At 60.8% G+C, this 22,733-nt stretch carries 21 protein-coding genes and 1 tRNA gene; 13 read left to right on the top strand and 9 right to left on the bottom strand.

Going from position 1 to position 22,733, the window contains the following annotated elements; genetic code table 11:
* Positions 1-16 precede the first annotated feature (16 nt).
* On the top strand, positions 17-1,237 hold the full coding sequence (locus OCT39_RS08515) for an EAL and HDOD domain-containing protein (RefSeq protein ID WP_263587217.1): 1,221 nt from the start codon (positions 17-19) through the stop codon (positions 1,235-1,237).
* Between the two features lie 11 nt (positions 1,238-1,248).
* Here the strand turns inward: OCT39_RS08515 and OCT39_RS08510 are convergent, their stop codons facing one another.
* A complete protein-coding gene (locus OCT39_RS08510) occupies positions 1,249-1,563 on the bottom strand; it encodes an HlyU family transcriptional regulator (protein ID WP_263587216.1) in 315 nt (104 codons plus the stop codon).
* A 99-nt stretch (positions 1,564-1,662) separates the two neighbouring features.
* The gene (locus OCT39_RS08505; RefSeq protein WP_263587215.1) at positions 1,663-2,883 is read right to left on the bottom strand and encodes an argininosuccinate synthase; all 1,221 of its coding nucleotides are present in this window, start codon (positions 2,881-2,883) and stop codon (positions 1,663-1,665) included.
* 210 nt (positions 2,884-3,093) lie between these two features.
* Here OCT39_RS08505 and rnt point away from each other — a divergent pair, with 210 nt between their 5' ends.
* Both rnt and OCT39_RS08495 read left to right on the top strand, forming a co-directional pair.
* On the top strand, positions 3,094-3,762 hold the full coding sequence (gene rnt, locus OCT39_RS08500) for a ribonuclease T (RefSeq protein ID WP_263587214.1): 669 nt from the start codon (positions 3,094-3,096) through the stop codon (positions 3,760-3,762).
* 133 nt (positions 3,763-3,895) lie between these two features.
* Complete coding sequence (locus OCT39_RS08495; protein ID WP_263587213.1) at positions 3,896-5,155, top strand: 6-phosphofructokinase; 1,260 nt, start codon at positions 3,896-3,898, stop codon at positions 5,153-5,155.
* Between the two features lie 83 nt (positions 5,156-5,238).
* Here the strand turns inward: OCT39_RS08495 and OCT39_RS08490 are convergent, their stop codons facing one another.
* Complete coding sequence (locus OCT39_RS08490; protein ID WP_263587212.1) at positions 5,239-6,951, bottom strand: bifunctional protein-serine/threonine kinase/phosphatase; 1,713 nt, start codon at positions 6,949-6,951, stop codon at positions 5,239-5,241.
* A gap of 351 nt (positions 6,952-7,302) precedes the next feature.
* Between OCT39_RS08490 and ppa the strand changes: the two genes are divergently transcribed.
* From ppa to purH, 8 genes are all read left to right on the top strand, one after another.
* Positions 7,303-7,833: an inorganic diphosphatase gene (gene ppa / locus OCT39_RS08485; protein ID WP_263587211.1), complete on the top strand. Its 531-nt coding sequence runs from the start codon at positions 7,303-7,305 to the stop codon at positions 7,831-7,833.
* A 150-nt stretch (positions 7,834-7,983) separates the two neighbouring features.
* On the top strand, positions 7,984-9,807 hold the full coding sequence (gene dsbD, locus OCT39_RS08480) for a protein-disulfide reductase DsbD (protein WP_263587210.1): 1,824 nt from the start codon (positions 7,984-7,986) through the stop codon (positions 9,805-9,807).
* Between the two features lie 286 nt (positions 9,808-10,093).
* Positions 10,094-10,567: an acetyl-CoA carboxylase biotin carboxyl carrier protein gene (gene accB, locus OCT39_RS08475; RefSeq protein ID WP_263587209.1), complete on the top strand. Its 474-nt coding sequence runs from the start codon at positions 10,094-10,096 to the stop codon at positions 10,565-10,567.
* A gap of 31 nt (positions 10,568-10,598) precedes the next feature.
* Positions 10,599-11,939 carry an acetyl-CoA carboxylase biotin carboxylase subunit gene (gene accC, locus OCT39_RS08470; RefSeq protein ID WP_263587208.1) on the top strand — a complete coding sequence of 447 codons (1,341 nt, stop codon included), beginning with the start codon at positions 10,599-10,601 and terminating at the stop codon, positions 11,937-11,939.
* Between the two features lie 87 nt (positions 11,940-12,026).
* On the top strand, positions 12,027-12,938 hold the full coding sequence (prmA, locus tag OCT39_RS08465; RefSeq protein WP_263587207.1) for a 50S ribosomal protein L11 methyltransferase: 912 nt from the start codon (positions 12,027-12,029) through the stop codon (positions 12,936-12,938).
* An 84-nt stretch (positions 12,939-13,022) separates the two neighbouring features.
* Positions 13,023-14,063 carry a tRNA dihydrouridine synthase DusB gene (gene dusB / locus OCT39_RS08460; protein WP_263587206.1) on the top strand — a complete coding sequence of 347 codons (1,041 nt, stop codon included), beginning with the start codon at positions 13,023-13,025 and terminating at the stop codon, positions 14,061-14,063.
* Entirely contained in the window at positions 14,060-14,374 is a 315-nt protein-coding gene (gene fis / locus OCT39_RS08455; protein ID WP_263587205.1) for a DNA-binding transcriptional regulator Fis, read from the top strand. The genes dusB and fis overlap by 4 nt, the downstream gene beginning before the upstream one ends.
* Positions 14,375-14,435: 61 nt before the next feature.
* Positions 14,436-16,016, top strand: a complete 1,581-nt coding sequence (purH, locus tag OCT39_RS08450; protein WP_263587204.1) for a bifunctional phosphoribosylaminoimidazolecarboxamide formyltransferase/IMP cyclohydrolase — start codon at positions 14,436-14,438, stop codon at positions 16,014-16,016.
* A gap of 101 nt (positions 16,017-16,117) precedes the next feature.
* On the opposite strand, the gene OCT39_RS08445 is transcribed toward purH, so the two are convergent.
* The 4 genes from OCT39_RS08445 to OCT39_RS08430 all read right to left on the bottom strand — a co-directional run bounded on the left by OCT39_RS08445 (position 16,118) and on the right by OCT39_RS08430 (position 20,165).
* Positions 16,118-17,578 (bottom strand): NAD-dependent succinate-semialdehyde dehydrogenase, encoded by a 1,461-nt coding sequence (locus OCT39_RS08445; protein ID WP_263587203.1) that lies wholly within the window; start codon positions 17,576-17,578, stop codon positions 16,118-16,120.
* A gap of 136 nt (positions 17,579-17,714) precedes the next feature.
* Positions 17,715-18,266 (bottom strand): GTP cyclohydrolase I FolE, encoded by a 552-nt coding sequence (gene folE, locus OCT39_RS08440; protein WP_263587202.1) that lies wholly within the window; start codon positions 18,264-18,266, stop codon positions 17,715-17,717.
* A gap of 152 nt (positions 18,267-18,418) precedes the next feature.
* The gene (locus OCT39_RS08435) at positions 18,419-19,414 is read right to left on the bottom strand and encodes a serine/threonine protein kinase (protein WP_263587201.1); all 996 of its coding nucleotides are present in this window, start codon (positions 19,412-19,414) and stop codon (positions 18,419-18,421) included.
* A 31-nt stretch (positions 19,415-19,445) separates the two neighbouring features.
* The gene (locus OCT39_RS08430) at positions 19,446-20,165 is read right to left on the bottom strand and encodes a ComF family protein (RefSeq protein ID WP_263587200.1); all 720 of its coding nucleotides are present in this window, start codon (positions 20,163-20,165) and stop codon (positions 19,446-19,448) included.
* A 79-nt stretch (positions 20,166-20,244) separates the two neighbouring features.
* On the opposite strand from OCT39_RS08430, the gene OCT39_RS08425 reads away from it, so the two are divergent.
* A tRNA-Leu gene (locus tag OCT39_RS08425) sits at positions 20,245-20,329 on the top strand.
* Positions 20,330-20,473: 144 nt separating this feature from the next.
* On the opposite strand, the gene OCT39_RS08420 is transcribed toward OCT39_RS08425, so the two are convergent.
* Entirely contained in the window at positions 20,474-20,971 is a 498-nt protein-coding gene (locus OCT39_RS08420; protein WP_263587199.1) for a hypothetical protein, read from the bottom strand.
* Between the two features lie 224 nt (positions 20,972-21,195).
* Between OCT39_RS08420 and OCT39_RS08415 the strand changes: the two genes are divergently transcribed.
* Complete coding sequence (locus tag OCT39_RS08415; RefSeq protein ID WP_263587198.1) at positions 21,196-21,825, top strand: hypothetical protein; 630 nt, start codon at positions 21,196-21,198, stop codon at positions 21,823-21,825.
* A 28-nt stretch (positions 21,826-21,853) separates the two neighbouring features.
* On the opposite strand, the gene OCT39_RS08410 is transcribed toward OCT39_RS08415, so the two are convergent.
* Positions 21,854-22,615 carry an SDR family NAD(P)-dependent oxidoreductase gene (locus OCT39_RS08410; protein WP_263587197.1) on the bottom strand — a complete coding sequence of 254 codons (762 nt, stop codon included), beginning with the start codon at positions 22,613-22,615 and terminating at the stop codon, positions 21,854-21,856.
* Positions 22,616-22,733 lie beyond the last annotated feature (118 nt).

The following is a 22,733-nucleotide window of genomic DNA, read 5'->3' as shown; positions in this document are numbered from 1 at the left end:
GGAATGCACTCATCGAATGAACAGTGACACACCCGCGGAGGCTAGTAAAAACTATACGATTGCCCTGCAACCCATCGTTGACGGTCAACTTCGCCATGTCGCAGATGAGCTTCTTTATCGCGGCCATTTTGATGCCGCCACAGCCAGCGTCGATGACGATGTCAAGGCAACCGCCCGCGCCTGCTCCGTTGCAATTTACGAAATTGGATTAAAAAAACTTTGTGGCGCGCGCAAACTGTTCGTCAACGTCTCGGAGCAGTGGCTTCTCAACCCCGACTTGCACGCCTTGCCTGCCAATCAAGTGGTACTGGAAATTCTTGAATCGACGCGTCCGACCCCGGAGGTCAAAAAGGCGCTGGAGCGGTTAAAGGCGCAAGGCTACACCCTGGCGATCGACGACTTTCAAACACAGGAAGATCACCAATCGCTGTTGGAATACTGCGATATCGTCAAGCTGGATATTTCATCCGATATCACCCATGAGATGATCAAATCACTTCAGCAACAAAAACTGACGTTACTGGCAGAGCGCGTGGAAACGCGTGAGGAGTTCGAGCATTTCAAGGCGTTGGGAGTGACGCTTTTTCAGGGCTATTTTTACGAGCGGCCAACCGCTCAAAAAACTCGCTATGTTCGCCGCTCATCTCCAAAGGCCAACCTACTCCGCCTGATTGCCAAGCTCTATAAGCCGGAAATCAACATGCAGGAGATTAAATCGCTGGTGGCGCAAGACCCTTACCTGGTGGAAGCCGTATTGAGACGCGCCAACTCGGTTTGGCACGCGCTTGCAAAGCCCTCCTACAAGTTGAGTGATTGCATTCAGCTTCTGGGGGTCAACGAGCTTAGAACGATGGTGACGATTATTCTTTTTGCCAATAACAGTCCGGCCAACAAGCTCAACCTGATCAAGGGTTTGACCAAGGCACTGGCCTGTGAGCAGGTAGCGAAAAGCAGGCGCATGGATGACGAAGAGGGGTTTATCATCGGACTCTTGTCGCACATGCCGGTGATTCTGAATATCGATCTGGACACGTTGATGAAAGAGCTCAACCTCGGCGGCAGCTTTTGGCGCACCCTGATCACGCGAGAAGGTCATTTCGGCGCGATGCTCAACGACGTCGAATCAGCCGAAAGCGGTATCAAACTGGAGGGCCTGCCGGATTCATTGATACTAAGCGCTGCCGCGCGCGCACGATCACTGATCGACAATACGCTCGTGTTATACCGACAGCGTTAGGACTCGACCCGTCAGCTTTTATCTCGCGGGTCCGGCTCGAACATCGCCTCTCCGACCTCATCGATATAGCGCTTGGCCTTGGTGACCATCATTTCGTCGCAGGCCTGGCGCGACGGCAGCATGTCCGAGCGCTCGAAGCGGTGCTCACGCGCTTGGCCATCCTCAAATGTTTTGCTGATCGTACCGCTCACCCGGTACTGCCCGCTCTGGGCGTCCGGTGTGGAGACGATCGCGAAGTCGCAATAGATTACCGGTTCGGAAGCCCGGGATGTGGCAGCGGGCTTCTCGCTCCCGCCCATCAGGGCCGATAGTAGTTTCTTGAACATGACGCTCTCCAAAATCGATTGACCGACAACATCTTGATATGAAAACGGCCAGTCAGACTGGCCGTTTTTATTCACATCAAGCGTGCATCACGGGGCGGCTCAGCTCTGCTTGCGGCCCTTGCCGGCGGCGATGCGCAGGCGTAGCGCGTTGAGCTTGATAAAGCCCTCGGCGTCTTTTTGGTCGTAAGCGCCGGCATCGTCTTCGAACGTGGCGATCGACTCATCGAACAGCGACTGCTCGGACTTACGACCCACCACGGTGGCGTTGCCTTTATAGAGCTTCATGCGCACGACGCCAGACACGTTGCCCTGGGTTTCGTCGATGGCGGCCTGCAGCATGCGCCGCTCCGGGCTCCACCAGTAGCCGTTGTAGATCACTTCGGCGTACTTCGGCATCAGCTGGTCTTTCAGGTGCGCCTCTTCGCGATCCAGCGTCAGCGACTCGATGGCGCGGTGGGCGCGCAGCATGATGGTGCCACCAGGCGTTTCGTAGCAGCCGCGTGACTTCATACCGACGTAGCGGTTCTCGACGATGTCCAGACGGCCGATGCCGTTATCGCCGCCGAGCTTGTTGAGCTTCTCGAGCACTTCGTGGGGCTTGAGCGCTTCTCCGTCGATCGCGACGATATCGCCCTTCTCGAAGGTGAGCTCAATATAGGTCGGGGTCTCGGGCGCCTCTTCCGGCGAGACGCTCCAGCGCCACATGTCTTCTTCGGCTTCCGCCCAGGGGTCTTCCAGAATGCCGCCCTCGTAGGAGATGTGCAGCAGGTTGGCGTCCATGGAGTACGGCGATTTCTTCTTCTTGTTGGAGAAGTCGACCGGGATGTTGTGCTCTTCGCAGTAAGCCATCAGCTTTTCGCGTGAAGTAAGGTTCCACTCGCGCCAGGGCGCGATGACCTTGACGCCGGGCTTCAGGGCGTAGCCGCCGAGCTCGAAGCGTACCTGGTCGTTGCCCTTGCCGGTCGCGCCGTGGGAGATCGCATCGGCACCGGTTTCGTTGGCGATCTCGATGAGGCGCTTGGCGATCAACGGGCGGGCAATGGAGGTGCCCAGCAGGTACTCGCCTTCGTAGATGGTGTTGGCGCGGAACATCGGGTAGACGTAGTCGCGAACGAACTCTTCGCGCAGATCCTCGATGTAGATTTCCTTGACGCCGAGGGCCTGCGCCTTGGCGCGCGCCGGCTCGACTTCCTCACCCTGGCCGATGTCGGCTGTGAAGGTCACGACCTCACAGTTATAGGTCTCTTGCAACCATTTGACGATTACGGATGTGTCCAGGCCGCCTGAATACGCCAGCACAACCTTTTTGACATCGGACATTCTTGACTCCTTGGGGTTAGCAAAGCCCGTTTTAACGTCGGACTTTATCGAATGAGTTAAACCAAGAGTATAGCGCTCTCAATGAGCCGGGAACACCGTCAACGACGCCGCCAGGGTAAAGCTGCTAGAATCAGGGCACTGTTAGCGAACGCCTTCGCTATCCCCGACCGACGACTTCTTTACCGACTACTCGCTTTTAAGGAGAGCTGCATGAGCGAGGCAATAGCCCGCGACCTGATGGCCCAGCGTTTTCGCAGTTATCTACCGGTCGTCATCGATTTGGAAACGGGCGGCTTCAACGCCCAGCGCGACGCGCTGCTTGAAATCGCCGCGGTGACGCTGACGATGGACTCCGACGGCAACCTGCTACCCGATGATACCTACTCGTATCACATTCAGCCTTTTGAGGGCGCCAACGTCGAGCAGTCCGCGCTCGATTTTACCGGCATCAACCTGGACGACCCGCTCAGAAAACAGGTCGCGCTCTCCGAGGCCGACGCACTCGGCGAAATTTTCAAGCCGATCCGCAAATCGGTCAAGGCGCACAACTGCTCTCGCGCCATTCTGGTCGGCCACAACGCCGCCTTCGACCACGGCTTTTTGAACGCCGCCTCCGCTCGCTGCAATGTCAAAAGAAGCCCCTTTCACCCTTTTTCGAGCTTCGATACCGCAACGCTTGCGGGCTTCGTTTACGGGCAGACGGTGCTGGCCCGCGCCTGCCGCGCCGCGGGCATCGAGTTCGACAACAAGGCCGCGCACTCGGCGCGCTACGATACCGAACGCACCGCCGAGCTCTTTTGCACCATGGTCAACCGCTACAAGGATTTGGGTGGCTGGCGGCTGGCTCAGCAGGAGCAGGACCTGGATACAGCGGAGTAAGCACTCGCCCAACCATACTTGGGCCTGATGCAGTCCCGAGCGCTTTACGCTAAAATCCCGCCGTTTACGATGCGATTGGCCGGGCTCAAACGACCGGCCACGCTCTCTTTTGATCAGGAGTTAAAAGGTTTCCATGGCTCAGCACAACGCCTTCTACGCCCAGTCCGGTGGCGTCACCGCCGTCATCAACGCAAGCGCCTGCGGCGTGATCGAAGCCTGCCGCCAGGCGCCCGACCAGATTGGCAAGGTGTACGCCGGTCATAACGGCATCATCGGCGCGCTGACCGAAGATCTGATCGACGTGACTCAGGAGAGCGACGACGCCATCGCCGCACTGCGCCACACGCCCGGCGGCGCGTTTGGCTCGTGTCGCTACAAACTCAAGGATATCGAGACTCACCGTGCCCAGTACGAGCGCCTGATCGAAGTATTCAAGGCCCATGATATCCGTTACTTCTTCTACAACGGCGGCGGCGACAGCGCCGACACCTGCCTGAAAGTCTCCCAGCTTTCGGAAAAGCTTGGCTACCCGCTCACCGCTATCCACGTGCCTAAAACCGTGGACAACGACCTGCCGATCACCGACAACAGCCCGGGCTTTGGCAGCGTGGCCAAGTACATCGCCACCTCCACCCGAGAGGCCTCCCTGGATATCGCCTCCATGTGCGCCACCTCGACCAAGGTGTTCGTACTGGAAGTAATGGGCCGCCACGCCGGCTGGATCGCCGCCTCCGGAGGGCTGGCCGGTGAAGGTGAAGGTGAGCCGCCGCACCTGGTGATCTTTCCGGAGATCGCCTTCGATCGCAAGGCCGTCATGGCACGCGTCGATGAGAGCGTCAAGAAGTACGGCTACTGCGTGATCGTGGTGTCGGAAGGCGCGCGCTACGAAGACGGTACTTTCCTGGCGGACGCCGGCAACACCGACGCCTTCGGCCACCGCCAGCTCGGCGGCGTGGCGCCCACGCTTGCCGGCATGGTGAAGCAGGATCTGGGCTACAAGTACCACTGGGCGGTCGCGGATTATCTGCAGCGCGCCGCGCGTCACCTGGCCTCCAAAACCGACGTCGAGCAAGCCTACGCCGTGGGCCGCGAGGCCGTGAGCCTGGCGCTGGCGGGCAAAAACTCGATGATGCCGGCGATTCGCCGTATCTCGCAAACGCCTTATCAGTGGGACGTAATCTCGGCGCCGCTGTCGCAGATCGCCAACCAGGAGAAGTTCATGCCACGGGACTTCATCTCGGACAACGGCTTCGCCATCACCCAAGCCTGCCGCGACTACCTCTCGCCGCTGATCCAGGGCGAGGACTTCCCGCCGTTCGAGAACGGCCTGCCGAAGGTCGCCAAATTGAAGCTTGCAAAGGTCGAGCAAAAGCTGCCTACCTTTACCCTTTGAGCGCGATCGACTTGCGCCGGTGACGGCCGATAAAAAAGCGGGGCGATGATTACATCGCCCCGCTTTTTTGTGCTCGCCAAACGCTAGCGTAAAAGCCAGGAGAGCACGAGCAGCAGCAGCAGGATACCTGCCACGCCCTGCCAAAAACGCCGGGGCTCGCTTCGCATTTCGACATGGGCCACACGGCCAAGCGGTACGCGAAGCGCGTACAGAAGTTCCGACATTTTGCGAAAGCGAAGTGCCCGCTGCGGGTCCAACGCCCGGCGCAACGCATCGTCCAGCGCCGAGGTAATCTCGGGGTTGGCGCTGCGCGCGCTTTTGTAGGTAAGCGACTCGAGATCGGTGTGGCTTCTAAGCCGGTCCGGCGTCAGCGTGTAGGGGAGCGCGCCGGTCAAAAGCCAGTAAACGGTGGACGCCAGCGAATACTGATCGCTTCGCCTTCCAACGCTGTCGCCAAGCGCATACTCGGGGGCGGTGTGCTCGGTGAACCCCACCTGGCGCAACAGCTCGCCGGAGTTACGGTGGCCTTCCATATCGCGCATGTGGCAGGCGCTAAAGTCCGCTAGCACTACCTTGCCGTGGATATCGATCAGCACGTTGTCCGGCGAAATTTGCTGATGAATGATGTCGCGATGGTGTAGCGCCTGCACCGCCTTACCGAGCTGATTGGCGATATCCAGGCGCTGTTTCAGGCTCGCCTGGGGGTGGCGGTCCGCCCACTCTCTGAGCGTTTCGCTTTCGACAAACGCCATCAGGTAGTAAAGGTAGCGTCTGGGCCTTGATGGCTCGATCACCCGCACCACGAAGGGCGAGTTGACCCGCTCCACGACCCACTGCTGAAGCAGAAAATGCTCGAGGTAGGCGTTTCTCAGCGAAAGTTCCGGGCTTGGCGCCTTCATGACCATCTGGCGCTGAGAGTGAACGTCGCGCACCTGGTAGACGCGGGACTGGGCGTTGCGCGATAAAACCCGCTCGACTTCCAGCCCGTCCAGGCGCTGCCCCGGGGAGAGCTCCGGTGGAATCGGCAAATCGCCGTAAATCAGCGCTGGGTCGTCCTCGGTCTCTTCGGGCAGCTCGTCGATGCGCAGTATCTGAAAGCAGAACTGATCCCCGCCGTAGCCGCGCTCCTGGGCGCGCTCTCTGGCTTCGCTTGCCAACCGCTCGCAGGCGGCGTCCAGGTCACTGGCGTTTTCGCGGATCAGGCGCACGTAGTCCGACGGCATGAGCGTGCCGCGAACGCCTTGCGTGGTGAAGACGAAAAAGTCGCCCTGCTTGAGTTCGACCAGGCTGTAATCGATGTCGAGGCTGCCATCCATGCCCAGCGCCCGGGAGGGGTAGCGATAGCCGCCCACGTCGGTGACGTGGTCGCGGGTAAGCTGCTCGAACTCGGCCCCACGCAGGCGAAACACCAACGTATCGCCCATATGAAACAGATTGGCTTCACCGCCTCTGAAGATCATTGCCGACATCGAGGAGACGAAGCTGCCCTCCTTGACGTGCTGGCTCTGGCTGTAGCACCAGCTATTGAGCGCCAGCATCACCCGGGTGGCCGAGGTCTTGATATCCCAGTGCTCGGGCGTGGAGTAGTAGTCGGCCATGAAGCCGCGCACGCTCAGATCGCCGGCCTGTTTGGCCATGGTGTTACGCGACAGCGAATCGCTGATCACCGCGCAGGCACCCTTGAGGTTGAGCAAGGGAGTGTCGGGCACGCTCACCGACATGGAGCTTCTGTGCTTTCGCCGGTCCGGGGCGACGAAGGCCTGGCCGTAGCTGATCAGTAACTGAGCGTGCCCCACTGTATTCTCCTTGGCCTAACGTGCTACATCACTAAGGTACGTCGACAAAAGGCGTCGCGTCCAATGCACCGGGCGCGTCCCCGAGCGCTCCCTCGATGTTCGCTATCATACACGCTGCGCTATGGTTGCGATGCCCCATTGATCCTCGGTATCGCCAAACGTCCCTCTTGCCTTCTCGAAGGCGGCAGCGACGTCTAATCGAGGCGTGAAATTTGGTGTTCGAGCGTCGTTGAATTGGTAATCAGCGGCGCTTGTTCGTATAATTCGTCACAATTACGCAAGACATCAATCGCTTAAACCATCAACTAAACCACCGCTTGAATCACGCACGTCAAAAGCCAAGGATTGAAAATGAACTTCGACCACATTCCCGCTGGAAAGGATCTGCCCAACGATATTTACGTGGCAATCGAAATTCCGGCTAACCACGCGCCGATCAAGTACGAAATCGACAAGGATATGGGCGCGCTGCTGGTTGACCGCTTCATGGCAACGCCGATGTTTTACCCGGCCAACTACGGCTTCATTCCGCACACTTTGGCTGACGACGGCGACCCGCTGGACGCGCTGGTCGTCACACCGCATCCGGTCGCGCCCGGCAGCATCATTCGCGCTCGCCCCGTCGGCATCCTGAACATGACCGACGAAGCCGGCGAAGACGCCAAGCTCGTCTGCGTGCCGCATCCCAAACTGAGCACGCTTTACGACGACGTGCAGGAAGTCACTGACCTGCCGGAACTGCTTCGCCAGCAGATTGCCCACTTTTTCGAAAACTACAAGGATCTCGAAAAAGGCAAATGGGTCAAGGTCGAGTCCTGGGAAGGGGTCGAGGCCGCGCGCAAGGCGATCGAAAAATCCGTGTCGGCCTACGAGAAAGCGTAACCCCTCGTTGGTCCACCGTGAAAGAAGCCGCCTTCGGGCGGCTTCTTTCGTTGAAGTGCCAGCGTCTATCGGCGCGTCACGTCACCGCAGTCGCTACGCTCACCGTCTCCGGTCTGCTATTTTGGCCGGGTACGTTTTCAGGAAGCCGCCGTGTTATCGATCAAACGCTTACTTTGTCTTCTTTTGCTGATAGCCCCGCTGAGTGCTCAGGCGCAGTTTTTTTCCAGCAGCGGCCAGTCCGACTTTCTCCCGGTACTCGAGGCATTCGAAAGCCAGGCCTGGCACGACGGCGAGCGGGTTTACGTCGGCGTCGACATCGCCGATGGCTACTATCTTTACCGCCATCAGCTTGACCTTGAAGGCAACGGCCTCGAATCGCTCCAGATTCCCCAGGGCGAAGCGCACACCGATGAGTTTATGGGCGAAGCCCAGGTGTTCCGGCATCAGTTGGTGTTCCAGGCGCCGCTGGTCGAGGCGCTTGACGGGCCGATGTCGCTCGAGTTTCGCTTTCAGGGCTGCGCCGATGCGGGGCTTTGCTATCCGCCGGAGCAGATCACGCTCGAGGCGGCGCAAACCACCGCGCCCCCCGCCTTTGCCGATGCCCTCGCCGAAAGCGACACCGCCGCCCCCATCGATACACCGGTGGATTTTGGCGCAGTGCAAAGCGAGGACGGGCACTTTAGCGCGCTGATCAGCGAGGCGAGCCTGCCGCTGGCGCTCGGTCTTTTCCTTTTGGCCGGTATCGGGCTGACCTTCACGCCCTGCGTGCTGCCGATGCTGCCGATCCTCTCGTCGATCATCGTCGGCCAGAATCCGAGCCGGCCGCGCGCCTTTATGCTTTCGCTGAGCTATGTGCTGGGCATGGCGATGACCTACGCGCTCGTGGGCGTACTGATGGGGCTTTTCGGCGCTGGCCTCAATTTGCAGGCAAGGCTTCAATCGCCGCCGGTGCTGATCGGCTTTGCCGCTCTTTTCACCCTGTTCGCAATGGCCATGCTGGGCGCGTTCAACCTGAGCCTTTCGCCCAAACTCGCCCACCGGGTCGAGCGCTGGCAGTCGCGTGCGCAGCAAAGCGGGCCGATGGGGCTTGCGCTTGCCGGGGCGCTGTCGGTACTGGTGGTATCGCCGTGCGTGACCGCGCCGCTGGCCGGGGCGCTGGTGTTCATCTCGAGTACCGGTGACGCGTTGATGGGCGCAGCGGTGCTGTTTACCCTCGGGCTTGGCATGGGGCTTCCGCTACTGCTGGTCGGTACCTTCGGCACGACGCTTCTGCCGCGCTCCGGCGCCTGGATGAACGGGGTCAAGACCGCGTTTGGGCTATTGCTGTTTGGGGTGGCCATCTGGATGGTCGAGCGTTTGATCGCCCCACCGCTGGCGCTGCTGCTCTGGGCGGCGCTGGCCATTTCCACCGCCCTGACGCTTGGGGCGCTTGCGCGCGCCGCCGACGGCTGGGCGCGGGCGCGCCAAACCCTGGGGCTGATGCTGCTGGTGTGGGGTGGCGCGCTGGTGCTGGGCGCCGCCGCCGGCGGCGGTGACCCGCTGCGCCCGCTGGATCACGCTGCTTCATCGTTCTCGCCTGGCCAAAGCCTTGAGGCGCGCGCCTTCGAGAGCGTCGAGGGACTCGACGGACTCAACGAAGCACTCGCACGAAGCGACGAACGACTCGCGTTCGTTCACTTCACCGCCGACTGGTGTATCTCCTGCAAGCTGATGGAGCGCGATGTCTACCCCGACCCACGCGTGATCGACGCCCTCAAGGACATGGCGCTGATCGAGGTCGACGTTACGCAGACGACGCCCAACACTCGCGCTGCTTTAGAGGCCTTCGATCTGTTCGGCCCCCCGAGCCTGCTGTTTTTCGACGGTGGCCGCGAAATTCGCCAGGCGCGTATTCAAGGCGAAGTCGATGCAAAAGCGCTTGCCGAGCACCTTTCTTCACTCAAACGCGCTTTAAACACGAGACCGAGCGCCTGATGCAAACCGTCGTACTCCTGGCGCCCTCGTTTTCAAGCAGTACTGATTCCTGGCGCCGCAGCGGCCGCCCCCATCGAGAGCCGTACGCTGGACAACGCCGGCGTTTTTCGGCAAACTCCGCTCCCAATGGCATTAGCGGCGGTTTTAAGGCATAAAGGCCTGTAACGTTCGTTAACGTGTCGCCTTTCGTTGGTTTTATCGTTTGGTTTACTGCGCCCTTTGGCGTGCCCTTCGAGGGCTCGTCAGGGCGCCTTTATTCACTGTTCACTACTACCGGGGCCCAGCAATGGATATTCGCAAGGTTAAAAAACTGATCGAACTGCTTGAAGAGTCCAACATCAGCGAGATCGAGATTCAGGAAGGGGAAGAGTCGGTACGCATTAGCCGCCACCCGGACGGTTCGACCTGGCAGCCCCAGCCAATGCCGCAGTATGGCTACCCGAGTCACGCCCAGCCCGCGCCGGCCCCCGCCGCGCCCGCTTCCGGCGGTGACGCGAGCGCAGAAGCGCCGGCCAAAAGCTATCGCGGCGAAGCGGTCAACTCGCCCATGGTCGGCACGTTCTACAGAAGCCCGGCGCCGGGTGCGAAGTCCTTCGTCGAAGTGGGCGATACTGTCAAACAGGGCGATACGGTGTGCATCGTCGAGGCGATGAAAATGATGAACCAGATCGAAGCCGATCGCGACGGCGTGGTAGAGGCCATCCTGGTGGAAGACGGCGAGCCGGTGGAATTCGACCAGCCCATGGTCGTCATCGCTTAACTCTTTCATTTCAATACGGGTGGATTCTCCCATGCTGGACAAGGTACTTATCGCGAATCGCGGCGAGATTGCCCTGCGCATACTTCGCGCCTGTAAAGAACTCGGAATCAAGACCGTGGCGGTGCACTCCAAGGCCGACCGGGATCTGATGCACGTGCGTCTGGCCGACGAAGCGGTCTGCATTGGGCCGGCGCCGTCGGCGCAGTCCTACCTCAACATTCCGGCGCTGATCAGCGCCGCCGAGGTCACCGACTCGAGCGCCATACACCCCGGCTACGGCTTTTTGTCCGAAAACGCCAACTTCGCCGAGCAGGTCGAGCGCTCCGGTTTCACCTTCATCGGCCCGCGCGCCGAGACCATCCGCCTGATGGGTGACAAGGTCAGCGCCATCGAGTCGATGAAGGCGGCGGGCGTGCCGACCGTGCCCGGCTCCGACGGCCCACTGGGCGACGACGATGCCGCCAATCTGGCGACCGCCAAGCGCATCGGCTACCCGGTGATCATCAAGGCCGCCGCTGGCGGCGGCGGTCGCGGTATGCGCGTGGTGCACACCGAAGGGCACCTGCTCTCGGCGATCACCGTGACGCGCACCGAAGCCAGCGCCGCGTTCGGCGACGGCACGGTGTACATGGAGAAGTTCCTCGAGCGTCCGCGCCACGTGGAAGTCCAGGTACTGGCCGACGGTCAGGGCAACGCCATTCATCTCTATGATCGCGACTGCTCGCTTCAGCGCCGCCACCAGAAGGTACTGGAAGAGGCCCCGGCACCGGGCATCGACCCCGAGGCGCGCGCCAAGGTGCTGCAAGCGTGTCGTGACGCCTGCATCGAGATCGGCTACCGCGGCGCCGGCACTTTCGAGTTTCTCTACGAAGACGGCGAGTTCTTCTTTATCGAGATGAACACTCGCGTGCAGGTCGAACACCCGGTCACCGAAATGGTCACCGGTGTCGATATCGTCAAGGAGCAGCTGCTGATCGCCTCGGGCTTGCCGCTGTCGATTTCCCAGGATGACGTGCAGATCAACGGCCACGCCTTCGAGTGTCGGATCAACGCCGAGGATGCGCGCACGTTCATGCCCTCGCCTGGCAAGGTCACGCTGTTCCACGCCCCGGGGGGCCTGGGCGTGCGCATGGACTCGCACATGTACACCGGCTACAGCGTACCGCCCCACTACGACTCGCTGATCGGCAAGCTGATCACCTGGGGCGCAAGCCGCGATACGGCGCTGACGCGCATGCGTAACGCGTTGGACGAGCTGCTGGTGGAAGGCATCAAGACCAATATCGACCTGCAAAAAGACCTGGTGCGCGATAGCTACTTCCGCCAGGGCGGCGTCAATATTCACTATCTCGAGAAAAAGCTCAGCAGCTAATCCCTGCGCGTGCTTGACACGGGGTGGCCTGGCCACCCCGTTATCGTTTATCCCGATCCCATTTCGACCCCATTTTCGGAGAGTGCCATGCCCTGGCTACAGCTTCGCGCCCACGTTGCCCCGGAGCAGGCAGAACTGCTCGAAGAGCTTTTGCTGGAAGAAGGCGCCACGGCCATTGGCCTTCAGGACGCCGAGGACGATCCGGTGTTCGAACCCGACCGCGGCACCACCCCGCTGTGGCAGGAAACCATTTTGACCGGCCTTTACGACGATCTCGAAGGGGTCGATGCGATGCTTGGTCGTATCGAAGCGGCCTGGGCGGAACAGATGCCTGGCGAGGCGTGCCCCGCCATCGAATACGAGCTCTTGGCCGATCGTGACTGGGAGCGCGAGTGGATGGACGACTTCTCGCCGCTCAAAATGGGCGAGCGGCTCTGGATCGTGCCGAGCTGGCACGAGCCGCCTGAGCCCCAGGCGGTTAACCTGATTCTCGACCCGGGCCTGGCCTTCGGCACCGGTACTCACGCCACCACCGCGCTGTGTCTCGAGTGGCTCGATGGCCTGGCCGTCGAGGGGCAACTCGATGACAAGACCGTGCTCGACGTTGGCTGCGGCTCGGGAATTCTCGCCATCGCCGCGCTCAAACTGGGCGCAGCCCGCGCCGACGGCACCGATATCGATCCCCAGGCGCTTCAGGCCAGCCGCGAAAACGCCGAACGCAACGCCATCGCCGAGGAAAGGCTCTCGCTTTACTACCCGGAGCAGCTCGAAGGTGAAGGCTACCCCGTGGTGACCGCCAATATCCTGGCCGGCCCCCTGGTCGAGCTCGCGCCCACCATCGCAGGTTACGTGGCGCCCGGCGGGCGTATCGCCCTCTCCGGCATTCTGGCCAACCAGGCCGATGACGTGGTGAAAGCCTACGAGGCCGAAGGCATCGTGATCGACGAGCCGGCCCTCAGGGAAGGCTGGGTGCGGCTGACCGGCAAGCGCCCGGGTTAATTGCCGCATGGCCTTCACGCTCGCGGCGCTGCGGCGTATCATACGCCCCTTTAATGCGCCTACCGCTTGCTCGATACCAACACCATGACGCGACCTTCTTCAACGCTTTTGACCATCGGCGACTACCAGCTGCAAAGCCCGGTCATGCTGGCGCCAATGGCTGGCGTGACCGACCGCCCGTTTCGCAGGCTCTGCCGGCGCCTTGGCGCGGGCTGGGTCGTGGGCGAGATGGTCACCGCCGACCCCTCGCTTTGGAACACCCGTAAATCGCGCCTGCGCATGGATCATCAGGGCGAGCCCTCACCTCGCGTGGTGCAGATCGCTGGCGGTGACGCCGCGATGCTCGCCAATGCCGCGAGGCTCAATGCCGAGCTCGGCGCCCAGGTGATCGATATCAATATGGGGTGTCCGGCCAAAAAAGTGTGCAACAAGGCAGCAGGCTCGGCACTGATGCGTGATGAGGCGCTGGTCGCCGAGATTCTCGAGGCCGTAGTCGGCGCGGTGGACATTCCGGTGACGCTCAAGATTCGCACCGGCTGGTGTGCCGACTCCAACAACGCGCTGGCCGTTGCCAGGCTTGCCGAATCCAGCGGCATTCAGGCGCTGGCGATCCATGGCCGTCACCGCGAACAGCGCTATACTGGATTGGCCGAGTACGACACCATCGCCGAGGTCAAATCAAGGCTGTCGATTCCCGTGATCGCCAACGGGGATATCACCTCGCCAGAGAAGGCCGCGTTCGTTTTGCGCCACACCGGCGCCGACGCGCTGATGGTCGGTCGCGCCGCACAGGGTAACCCGTGGATTTTCGAGCAGATCAATCACTACCTGGCGTACGGCGAGCGGCTCGAGACGCCGCCGCTTGCCACCCGGCGCGACGTACTCGATGAACATATAAAGGCCCTGCACGCCTTCTATGGCGATACCATGGGCGTTCGCATCGCGCGCAAACACCTTGGCTGGTACCTCGATGAGGATACGCGCTTTGATAGCGCCCAACGCAAGACCCTAAAACAACAATTCAACGCGCTCGGTACGCCACAGGCCCAGTTCGAATGGATCGACAAAGCAATGACACCAGACGCCGCGGCGCACCTGCTCGCTAAAGGAAGCCATGCTGCATGAACGAACGTTTCTTGATGAACAGCGAATTGACCCCGCTTGGCCATCCGCCTTCAGGGGCGCAGGAGCCACCTCAGCCGCTCAGAGAAGCCGTAGAGAGCGCGATGCGCCGTTACTTCGAGCATCTCGATGGCAGTCAGGCAACTGATCTGTACGCCATGGTGATGGCCGAAGTAGAGGCGCCGCTTCTGGCCTGCGTGATGGATCACACCGACGGCAACCAGACTCGCGCCGCCGACGTGCTGGGCCTTAACCGCGGTACGCTGCGCAAAAAACTCAAGCAGTACGGTCTTATTGAAAGTGACGCCCCTTGAGTGGGGCGTCGTCGTTTTTAATCCCTGACTCTTTTTATCCCTAACTTCCATGAGCACCCCAATGGCAGATAGCACCCCCACCCCCGTTCGCCGCGCCCTTCTCAGCGTCTCCGATAAAACCGGCATCGTCGACTTCGCCAAAGGGCTGGTCGAGCAAGGCGTCGCCCTGCTCTCCACCGGTGGCACCTTCCGCCTCTTGCAGGAAAACGGCGTCGAGGTTCAGGAAGTGTCCGAGCATACCGGCTTTCCCGAAATCATGGACGGCCGCGTCAAGACCCTGCACCCGAAAATTCACGGCGGCATTCTGGCCCGCCGCGGCCAGGACGATGCGGTAATGGCCGAAAACGACATCGACCCGATCGACATGGTGGTGGTGAATCTTTACCCCTTCGCCGCGACCGTCGCCCGCGACGACTGCACCCTGATGGACGCCATCGAGAATATCGATATCGGCGGGCCGACGATGGTGCGTGCCTGCGCCAAGAACCACGCCTACACCACCATCGTCGTCAACGCCGACGACTACGCCCGCGTACTCGGTGAAATGGCCGTCCAAAACGGCGCGGTAAGCGACGCCACTCGCTTCGACCTGGCGGTCAGGGCCTTCGAGCATACCGCCAGCTACGATGGCGCCATTGCCAACTACCTGGGTCGCAAGGTCAGCGACAGCGACGCCGCGTTCGCCCGCACCTTCAATCTGCAGCTCGAAAAGAAACAGGACATGCGCTACGGCGAGAACCCGCATCAGCAGGCGGCGTTCTACATCGACCCCGATGCCAGCGAGCCGAGCGTGGCCACCGCCGTGATTCGCCAGGGCAAGCCGCTCTCCTACAACAACGTGGCGGATACCGACGCGGCCTTCGAGGCGGTCAAGGCGTTCGATGAAACCGCGTGCGTGATCGTCAAACACGCCAACCCCTGCGGCGTAGCCACCGGTGCCACGGCGCTCGAGGCCTACGACAAGGCGTTCGCCACCGACCCGACCAGTGCCTTTGGCGGCATCATCGCCTTCAACGTGGCGCTCGATGCCGACACCGCAAGGGCGATCGTCGATCGCCAGTTCGTCGAGGTGATCATCGCCCCCGGCATCAGCGATGAAGCGGCCGAGATCGTCGCGGCGAAAAAGAACGTGCGCCTTCTGGAAGTCGCGCCGCTGACTGGAGCACACCCGGGCGCAGCGTTGGACTACAAGCGTGTCAACGGCGGTCTGCTGGTACAGGAGCTCGACCAGGGCAGCGTCACCCGCGACGAGCTGACCGTGGTGAGCAAGCGTGCCCCCACCGAGCAGGAGCTGAGTGACTTGCTCTTCGCCTGGCGCGTGGCGAAGTTCGTCAAATCCAACGCCATCGTCTATGCCAAAAATGGCCAGACCATCGGCGTGGGCGCGGGCCAGATGAGCCGCGTTTATTCGGCCAAAATTGCCGGTATCAAGGCCGAAGATGAAGGCCTTACGGTGCCCGGCTCGGTCATGGCGTCTGATGCCTTCTTTCCCTTCCGCGACGGCATCGATGCCGCGGCGAAGGCCGGTATCACCGCTGTGATCCAGCCCGGCGGCTCCATGCGCGACCAGGAGGTGATCGACGCCGCCGATGAGGCCGATATCGCCATGGTCTTTACCGGCATGCGCCACTTCCGCCACTAACGTGGCGCTGAGCCAAGCGACATCGCCGCGCGCGATACCGCTAAATCAAAAAGCCCGGGCGAATGCCCGGGCTTTTTTCATCGAGAAAGCAGTATCGAACGTCAGTTTCCCAGATCGATACACAGATACTTGGTCTCCAGGTACTCCTCCAGGCCCTGATGACCGCCCTCTCGACCCAGGCCCGACGCCTTCACGCCGCCAAACGGTGCCGCCGCGTTGGAGATCAAACCGGTGTTGATACCGACCATGCCGTACTCCAGCGCCTCGGCGACCCGCCAAACGCGCGCCAGATCCTTCGAATAGAAGTAGGAGGCAAGTCCGTACTGGGTATCGTTGGCCATTTCGATGGCGGTCTCTTCGTCATCGAAAGGAAAGACCGCCGCCAGCGGGCCGAACGTCTCTTCACGGGCCACTTTCATCGAGTCGTTAGCGAAGCTGATCAGCGTCGGGGTGAAGAAATTACCACCGAGCGGATGCGGCTGACCGCCGAGCAGCAGCTCGCCGCCCTTGTCCACCGCGTCCTGAACGTGCTCGCTCACCTTCTTGACCGCGTTATCGTCGATCAGCGGGCCGATGTTGATGTCGGGTTTTGTGCCATCACCGACGTGCAATTCGCTGTTCATCGCCGCCGCGAGCTTTTCACAGAAGGCGTTGATGACGCTGGACTGCACCAGAAAACGGTTGGTACAGACGCAGGTTTGGCCGGCGTTGCGAAACTTGGCCGCCATGGCGCCTTCGACAGCGGCGTCCAGGTCCGCATCCTCGAACACGATGAACGGCGCATTACCGCCCAGCTCCAGCGAAATTTTCTGGATGTGTTGAGAGGCCTTGGCCATCAGGTCGCGGCCCACCTCAGTGGAGCCGGTGAAAGTGATCTTGCGGACCTTGGGGGACTCGGTCAGCGCTGCGGCGATCTCGCTGGCGCTCCCCGGCACCACGTTGAACACCCCCCGGGGAATGCCCGCACGCTCGGCCAAAAGCGCAAGTGCGGTGGCGGAAAACGGCGTTTGGCTGGCGGGCTTGACCACGATGGTACAGCCAGCGGCCAGCGCCGCGCCCGCTTTGCGGGTAATCATGGCGGCCGGGAAATTCCAGGGAGTGATGGCGCCGACCACGCCGACCGGCTGTTTGGTCACCACGATGCGCTGGTTGGCGCTCGTGGCCGGAATGGTTTCGCCGTAGATGCGCCTTGCCTCTTCGGCAAACCAGCGAATGAAGCTCGCCGCGTAAGCGATCTCGCCTTCGGCTTCCTTGACCGGCTTGCCCTGCTCATGGGTCATCAAAACGGCCAGATCGTGCTGATGCTCCATCATCAGATCGAACCATTTGAACAGCAGATCCGAACGCTCCTGGGCGGTCATCGCCCGCCAGGCGGGGAGCGCGCGATCGGCGGCGTCGATCGCACGCTCGGTTTCCGCCCGGCCCAGACGCGGCATGTCTCCCATGCTCTCGCCGGTCGCCGGATTGATGACGTTGATCTGCTCGCCGCTGTCCGCGGCGACCCAGCTGCCGTCGATATAGGCAAAGGGGCAGTACAGTTCGGTTTCCTTGAGCGCTTCCATGACATACTCCTGACCGAAAGGTGGTCGCTATTGGCCAAACTCTCTATCGAGCTAAACATGTCATGCTAGGACGAATCGATGCGTTTGACCAAATGTTTACCCGACCCATCGCACATTTTCGTAAGGCCAAGCCGACTCAGTTAACCAAAGTCAAAAACTCCTGGCGCGTGGCCTGACTGCTTCTAAAGCGCCCGAGCATGACCGAGGTGGTCATACTGGAGTTCTGCTTTTCGACCCCGCGCATCATCATGCACAGATGACGCGCCTCGATCACCACGCCCACGCCCTTGGCACCGGTCACTTCCTGCACCGTTTCGGCGATCTCGCGGGTCAGGTTCTCCTGGATCTGCATGCGCCGGGCGTACATGTCGACGATACGCGCGAACTTGGAGAGCCCGAGCACCTTGCCATCCGGCAGGTAAGCAATGTGGCACTTGCCGATGAACGGCAAAAGGTGATGCTCGCACATCGAGTAGAGCTCGATGTCTTTCACCAGCACCATTTCGTCGGTCTGCGACTCGAATACGGCGTTGTTGATGATTTCGTCCAATGACGTTTTATAACCCGCATTGAGAAACTGCATCGCCTTGGCGGCACGGGTCGGGGTATCGCGCAGTCCTTCCCGGTCGGGGTCCTCGCCGAGCGCGGTAATAATGTCGCGATAGTTCTTTGCAATGTCATCGGTCATGATGAGCCTCGTTCAACCTGGCTTTCGGACAGCAGTGAATAGATAAGCAGTATGCTGGGCGCATTTTACCCTACCCGGCGCGGGGAAGGCAGAGTCAAGCCGTTCAAAAAGCGTGACGAAACATCCACATCCCGACATCGAGCGGTAAAACGTCAAGCCAGCCAGCGCGGCTGCTCGAGCTGCAACAGCTGCTGTTCGAGCTGGCGAATGTGCTGATCCCAGTAGCCGTTATCGCCCACCCAGGGAAAGGCGCGGGGAAAGGCCGGATCGCTCCAGCGCGACACGAGCCAGGCGGTGTAGCGAATCAGCCGGTAGGCGCGCAGCGGCTCGATGAGCGTTAACTGCTCGCTCGGAAAGGGCCGGCTCTGCTCGTAGCCTTCGACGACCTCGCTTAGCCTCGCCTGCCACCCCTGCTCGTCCTCGGGCAGAAGCATCCAGACGTCCTGAATCGCCGGCGCCATCATGGCGTCGTCGAAATCCACCAGCGTAAAGTGCTCATCGCGGCCAAGTACGTTGCCAAGATGGCAGTCGCCGTGGATGCGAATCAAGGGAGCGCTGGCCCAGTCGCAGCGCGCAAGCGCGGTCAGGGTTTTATCGACCGCGCTCGAATAGGCCCGGCGCTGCTGCGCATCGAGCCGGTCGCTTGCCAGCACCCGTCCCCTTGCATCCTCGATGTCGGCGTCGACGTCGAACGTGTGGCGATGCACGAAAACGCGCTGGGCGCCCTGCTCGTGAAGCGCCCCCAGCGCTTCACCAAGCGCAAAGAGGTGCGCCGGGTTGTCGAGCTCCGGCGCCTGCCCGGCGCACTGGCGAAACAGGGCAAAGCGAAGCCCTTGATACTCGAAAAGCGATTGGCCTTCGTCATTGCGCCAGGGGGCGCTTACCGGCACACGAGCCCGGTCGAGCTCGGTGAGAAAATCGTGCTCTTCCTGGATCGCCGCGTTTGACCAGCGCGCCGGGCGGTAAAACTTCACCACCCAGCGCGCTCGGTCGTCGTCCTGAAACATCAGCACGCGGTTTTCGTAGCTGTTGAGCGCGAAGGGCTCGACGGCCGGATAGACACCGACGGATTCCACGGCAGACATGACGACGTCCGGGGAAAGCGCGCTAAAGTCATGGGCCGTGGCATTGGCCATCGCATCGACCATAAGAGAGTTCCTGAACAAAACTTGGATTCTATCAGCTGTTGCCCAGCGGCGTCCGCGCCGGCGCCCAAAGGTCGACCCGTTCAGCGCCCTGCTCAAGCGCCAGCCGCGCGAGTTCGTGGGCGGTCGCGCCGGTGGTGACGACATCGTCGATGATAGTGAGGTGCGCCGGCAGCGGCGCAGATAGTCGAAACGCCCCCTTCAAGTTGGCCGCCCGCTGGCGGCGGCCAAGCGTACGCTGCGAGGGCAACTGCTTGACACAGGTGGCGCCAAGCAAGGGCAGTGAGAGCCGCCGCGAAAGCTCATGGGCCAACCAGTGGGCCTGGTTGAAGCCGCGCTCACGAGCACGGCCGGGGTGCATGGGTACTGGCAGCAGCGCCTGCCCCAACTGCGCCGGCGGCTTTGCGAGCATCAGCTCGACCAACAGCGTCCCCGCGCGGGGCGAGGCCTGAAACTTGAAGTCGCGCACCAGCGCCTTGACGGCCCCGTCGTAAAGATATTCCGCCGTGGTCACGGTAAACGCTGGCGGCGCACTCAGGCAGTGGCCGCAAAGCCGGGCGCTTGTCTGATGGTCGAAGGACGTTAACGGCTCTTTACAGCGGGGGCAGCCGGCATCGTTATGCTTTAACAGCGCAAAACACTCATCGCACCAGCCCTCGATACGCGCGTGAGACGACAGGCAAAAAGCGCAGTAGCCCGGCAGCGCCCTCTTGAGCCAGCTACCGGCCGTCAAAACCCAACGTGTCCACGCCATTTCGCCCTCCCGCGGGTAAAATACCCGCGCTAGCGTATTGACCCTGCTCGAAAAGTTGGTACCATACGCCTCGTCTTCTGCGGATGTGGTGGAATTGGTAGACACGCTAGATTTAGGTTCTAGTGCCGTAAGGTGTGGGAGTTCGAGTCTCCCCATCCGCACCAATTTGATTTTCCTCGTATTTCTCTCTTCCAGCAGTTCCTTTCAAGCCTACTGAATTAATCGATGTGACCAAGTTGTGACTCGGTTAACGCCCCTTGACGGCTTTATCGACTCTCCTTTCAAGCTATATCTTTCCGAACTATCTCTCATTGTGGCGAAAACGCGTAGTCCACCACTAGCGAGTTCATCGTGCCGCTCTCATCGTCGACCTCGGTAAGCTCGATCTTATCGGCCATGCGGATCAGGTTAAAGTTGTGCGGCATGTAGACGTAGAAGTCCGCATCGGTACCGCTTTCCAGCGTAATGGTCTCATGAGTATTAGGTGGGCCATAAAGATCCCGGATTCTCTCTGCCTCGGCGCGCGCATATTTGCCCTTGTACGTCGCCTGCAGCTCGGTCAGCCAATCATCGTGGAAGGTGTAGAGATAGGTTGCCGGATGCACTTCTCTCGGCGCCTCGAGCGCGTGATAGCGTTTGACCGCCGGGGGCCCTTGTTCGTCCATCGCTGGATCGTGTTCGAGATCGATCAACGCTCTTACCTGCAGATGCGAAAGCCCGTTCTCGAGCCCTAGCGCACCATTCCACGCCAGAGCCGAGCCGCTAACCAATATCAGGACCACAGCCAGCACCCACTTTCGTATCACGATGTCACCTCTAAATGCGTTGCTGGATCATTGAAACGGTGCGTCACGTCCGCCAAACGCTTATGGTAGCAAAGCCCCTTGAGAAAGGTCCCCTGCGCTTTCGCGAAGCGCAAGGATAAAGCCAACACACCGCTGACACGACATTGCATCACATACATCAAGGATTTTACATCGACGCTCGGATAGATTATCCACCCACCCTCATTTGTTAAAAGGATACAGCCATGGAGTGGCTCAATAACAACGCCCAGGCCATCTCGGCGGTCACCAGTATTTGTACGCTGTTCGTCTGGCTTTTCTACGCTCAACTGCTCTACTACAACTTCTCTCGCCAGCGCCGTCCGCGCGTGATTATCAACCGGGGTAAAGGCGTTGGGCTGGATGCGCTGTGTCTGGTCAGTAATATGAGCACCGAGTCGGTTTACATTCAGCACGTCATTGCGGTTTTGCACACCGACAGCCACGACTACCATCTGGACATCGTCGAGTATCAGCAGCAAAGCGATGACGATGAGGAAGATTGCTACCGCACCCACCAGGGGCCGCTGGACTCGGGCGATCATATCCATCTTCAAAGCTTTGGCTCGATCGTCAATCAGATTCAGAACCACTGGGACGTCGACCAGCGCTCTCTCGAGCAGTCGAACCTGCAGCTCGAAATCCGCGTGATCGCCATTTACGGGCCGGAAGACCTGCCCATTGGCGCCTCACGCCGTTTCGATCTCGTCATGAACGCGGAACCCAACCGCCAGCTCGTTCCCACCAGTATCGATACCGAACGCCTGGTGAGTCGTCGCTCGCGCAAGCGCGTCGTGAAGTGGGCCAAGGACATCGAGCTTCACAAGGCCCAATAGTGTTCGCAGTCGTAACGGCGCCTGAACGTTAAAGGCGCAGTCCTCCGTCGCACTCGATGATGCGGGCGGTGAAGTAGTCGTTCTCGAACACGAACGCCACGCTTTGGGCGATGTGGGACGGCTCGCCAAGCTCCTTGAGCGGCACGCTCTTCTTGATGCGCTCGAGCATGTCCGGACGCATCGCGGCGGTCATCTCGGTGGCCACGAAGCCAGGGGCGACGGTCGCGGCGCGAATATTGTAACGGGCGAGCTCCTGGCCCCAGGTCACACTCAGCGCGTGGATCCCCGCCTTGGCTGCGGCGTAGTTGCTCTGGCCCATGTTGCCGGCTTTGGAGATACTCGAAATATTGACGATAACGCCCGCGTGGTTCGCCTCGATCATCTGCGTGGCGGCTTCGCGCCCGCAGAGAAACGCGCCGGTCAGGTTCACGTCGATCACACGTTGCCAGGCCGAGAGCGACATGCGCTTTTCGATTGCGCCCTCCCGGGCTTTCACCAGCATTGCATCGTCAGTGATCCCCGCATTATTGACGCAGCCGCTGACCGGGCCAAGCGCCTCCTTAATGGCGGCAAAACCGTCGATCACCGACGCCTCGTCTGAAACGTCGACCACGAACCCTTTCGCCTGAATGCCGCGCTCGTTCAATGACGCTACGGCCTTATCGAGCGTGTCACGATGCGTATCCAAAAGCGCGACGCTGGCGCCCTGCTCCCCCAAATGCTTGGCCATGGCCAGGCCCAACCCCCGGGCCCCGCCGGTAATCGCGATCACCTTGTTATCCACGTTCATTTGATTTTTCCCCAGTTGATCCAACGTTCAAAAGCGGCGTTGATGAGCTGATGACACACGTGGCTGCTTGTTTTTACGTTTTTTGACACCATAGAGGGTACTAACGTTAGCGGGAGGC

Origin of the sequence: Halomonas sp. GD1P12 (genome assembly GCF_025725645.1) — a bacterium.
In the GTDB taxonomy this organism is placed as follows: Bacteria; Pseudomonadota; Gammaproteobacteria; order Pseudomonadales; family Halomonadaceae; genus Vreelandella.
Note: the sequence above shows the minus strand (reverse complement) of the source record. Positions and strands in the feature narration are given on the sequence as shown.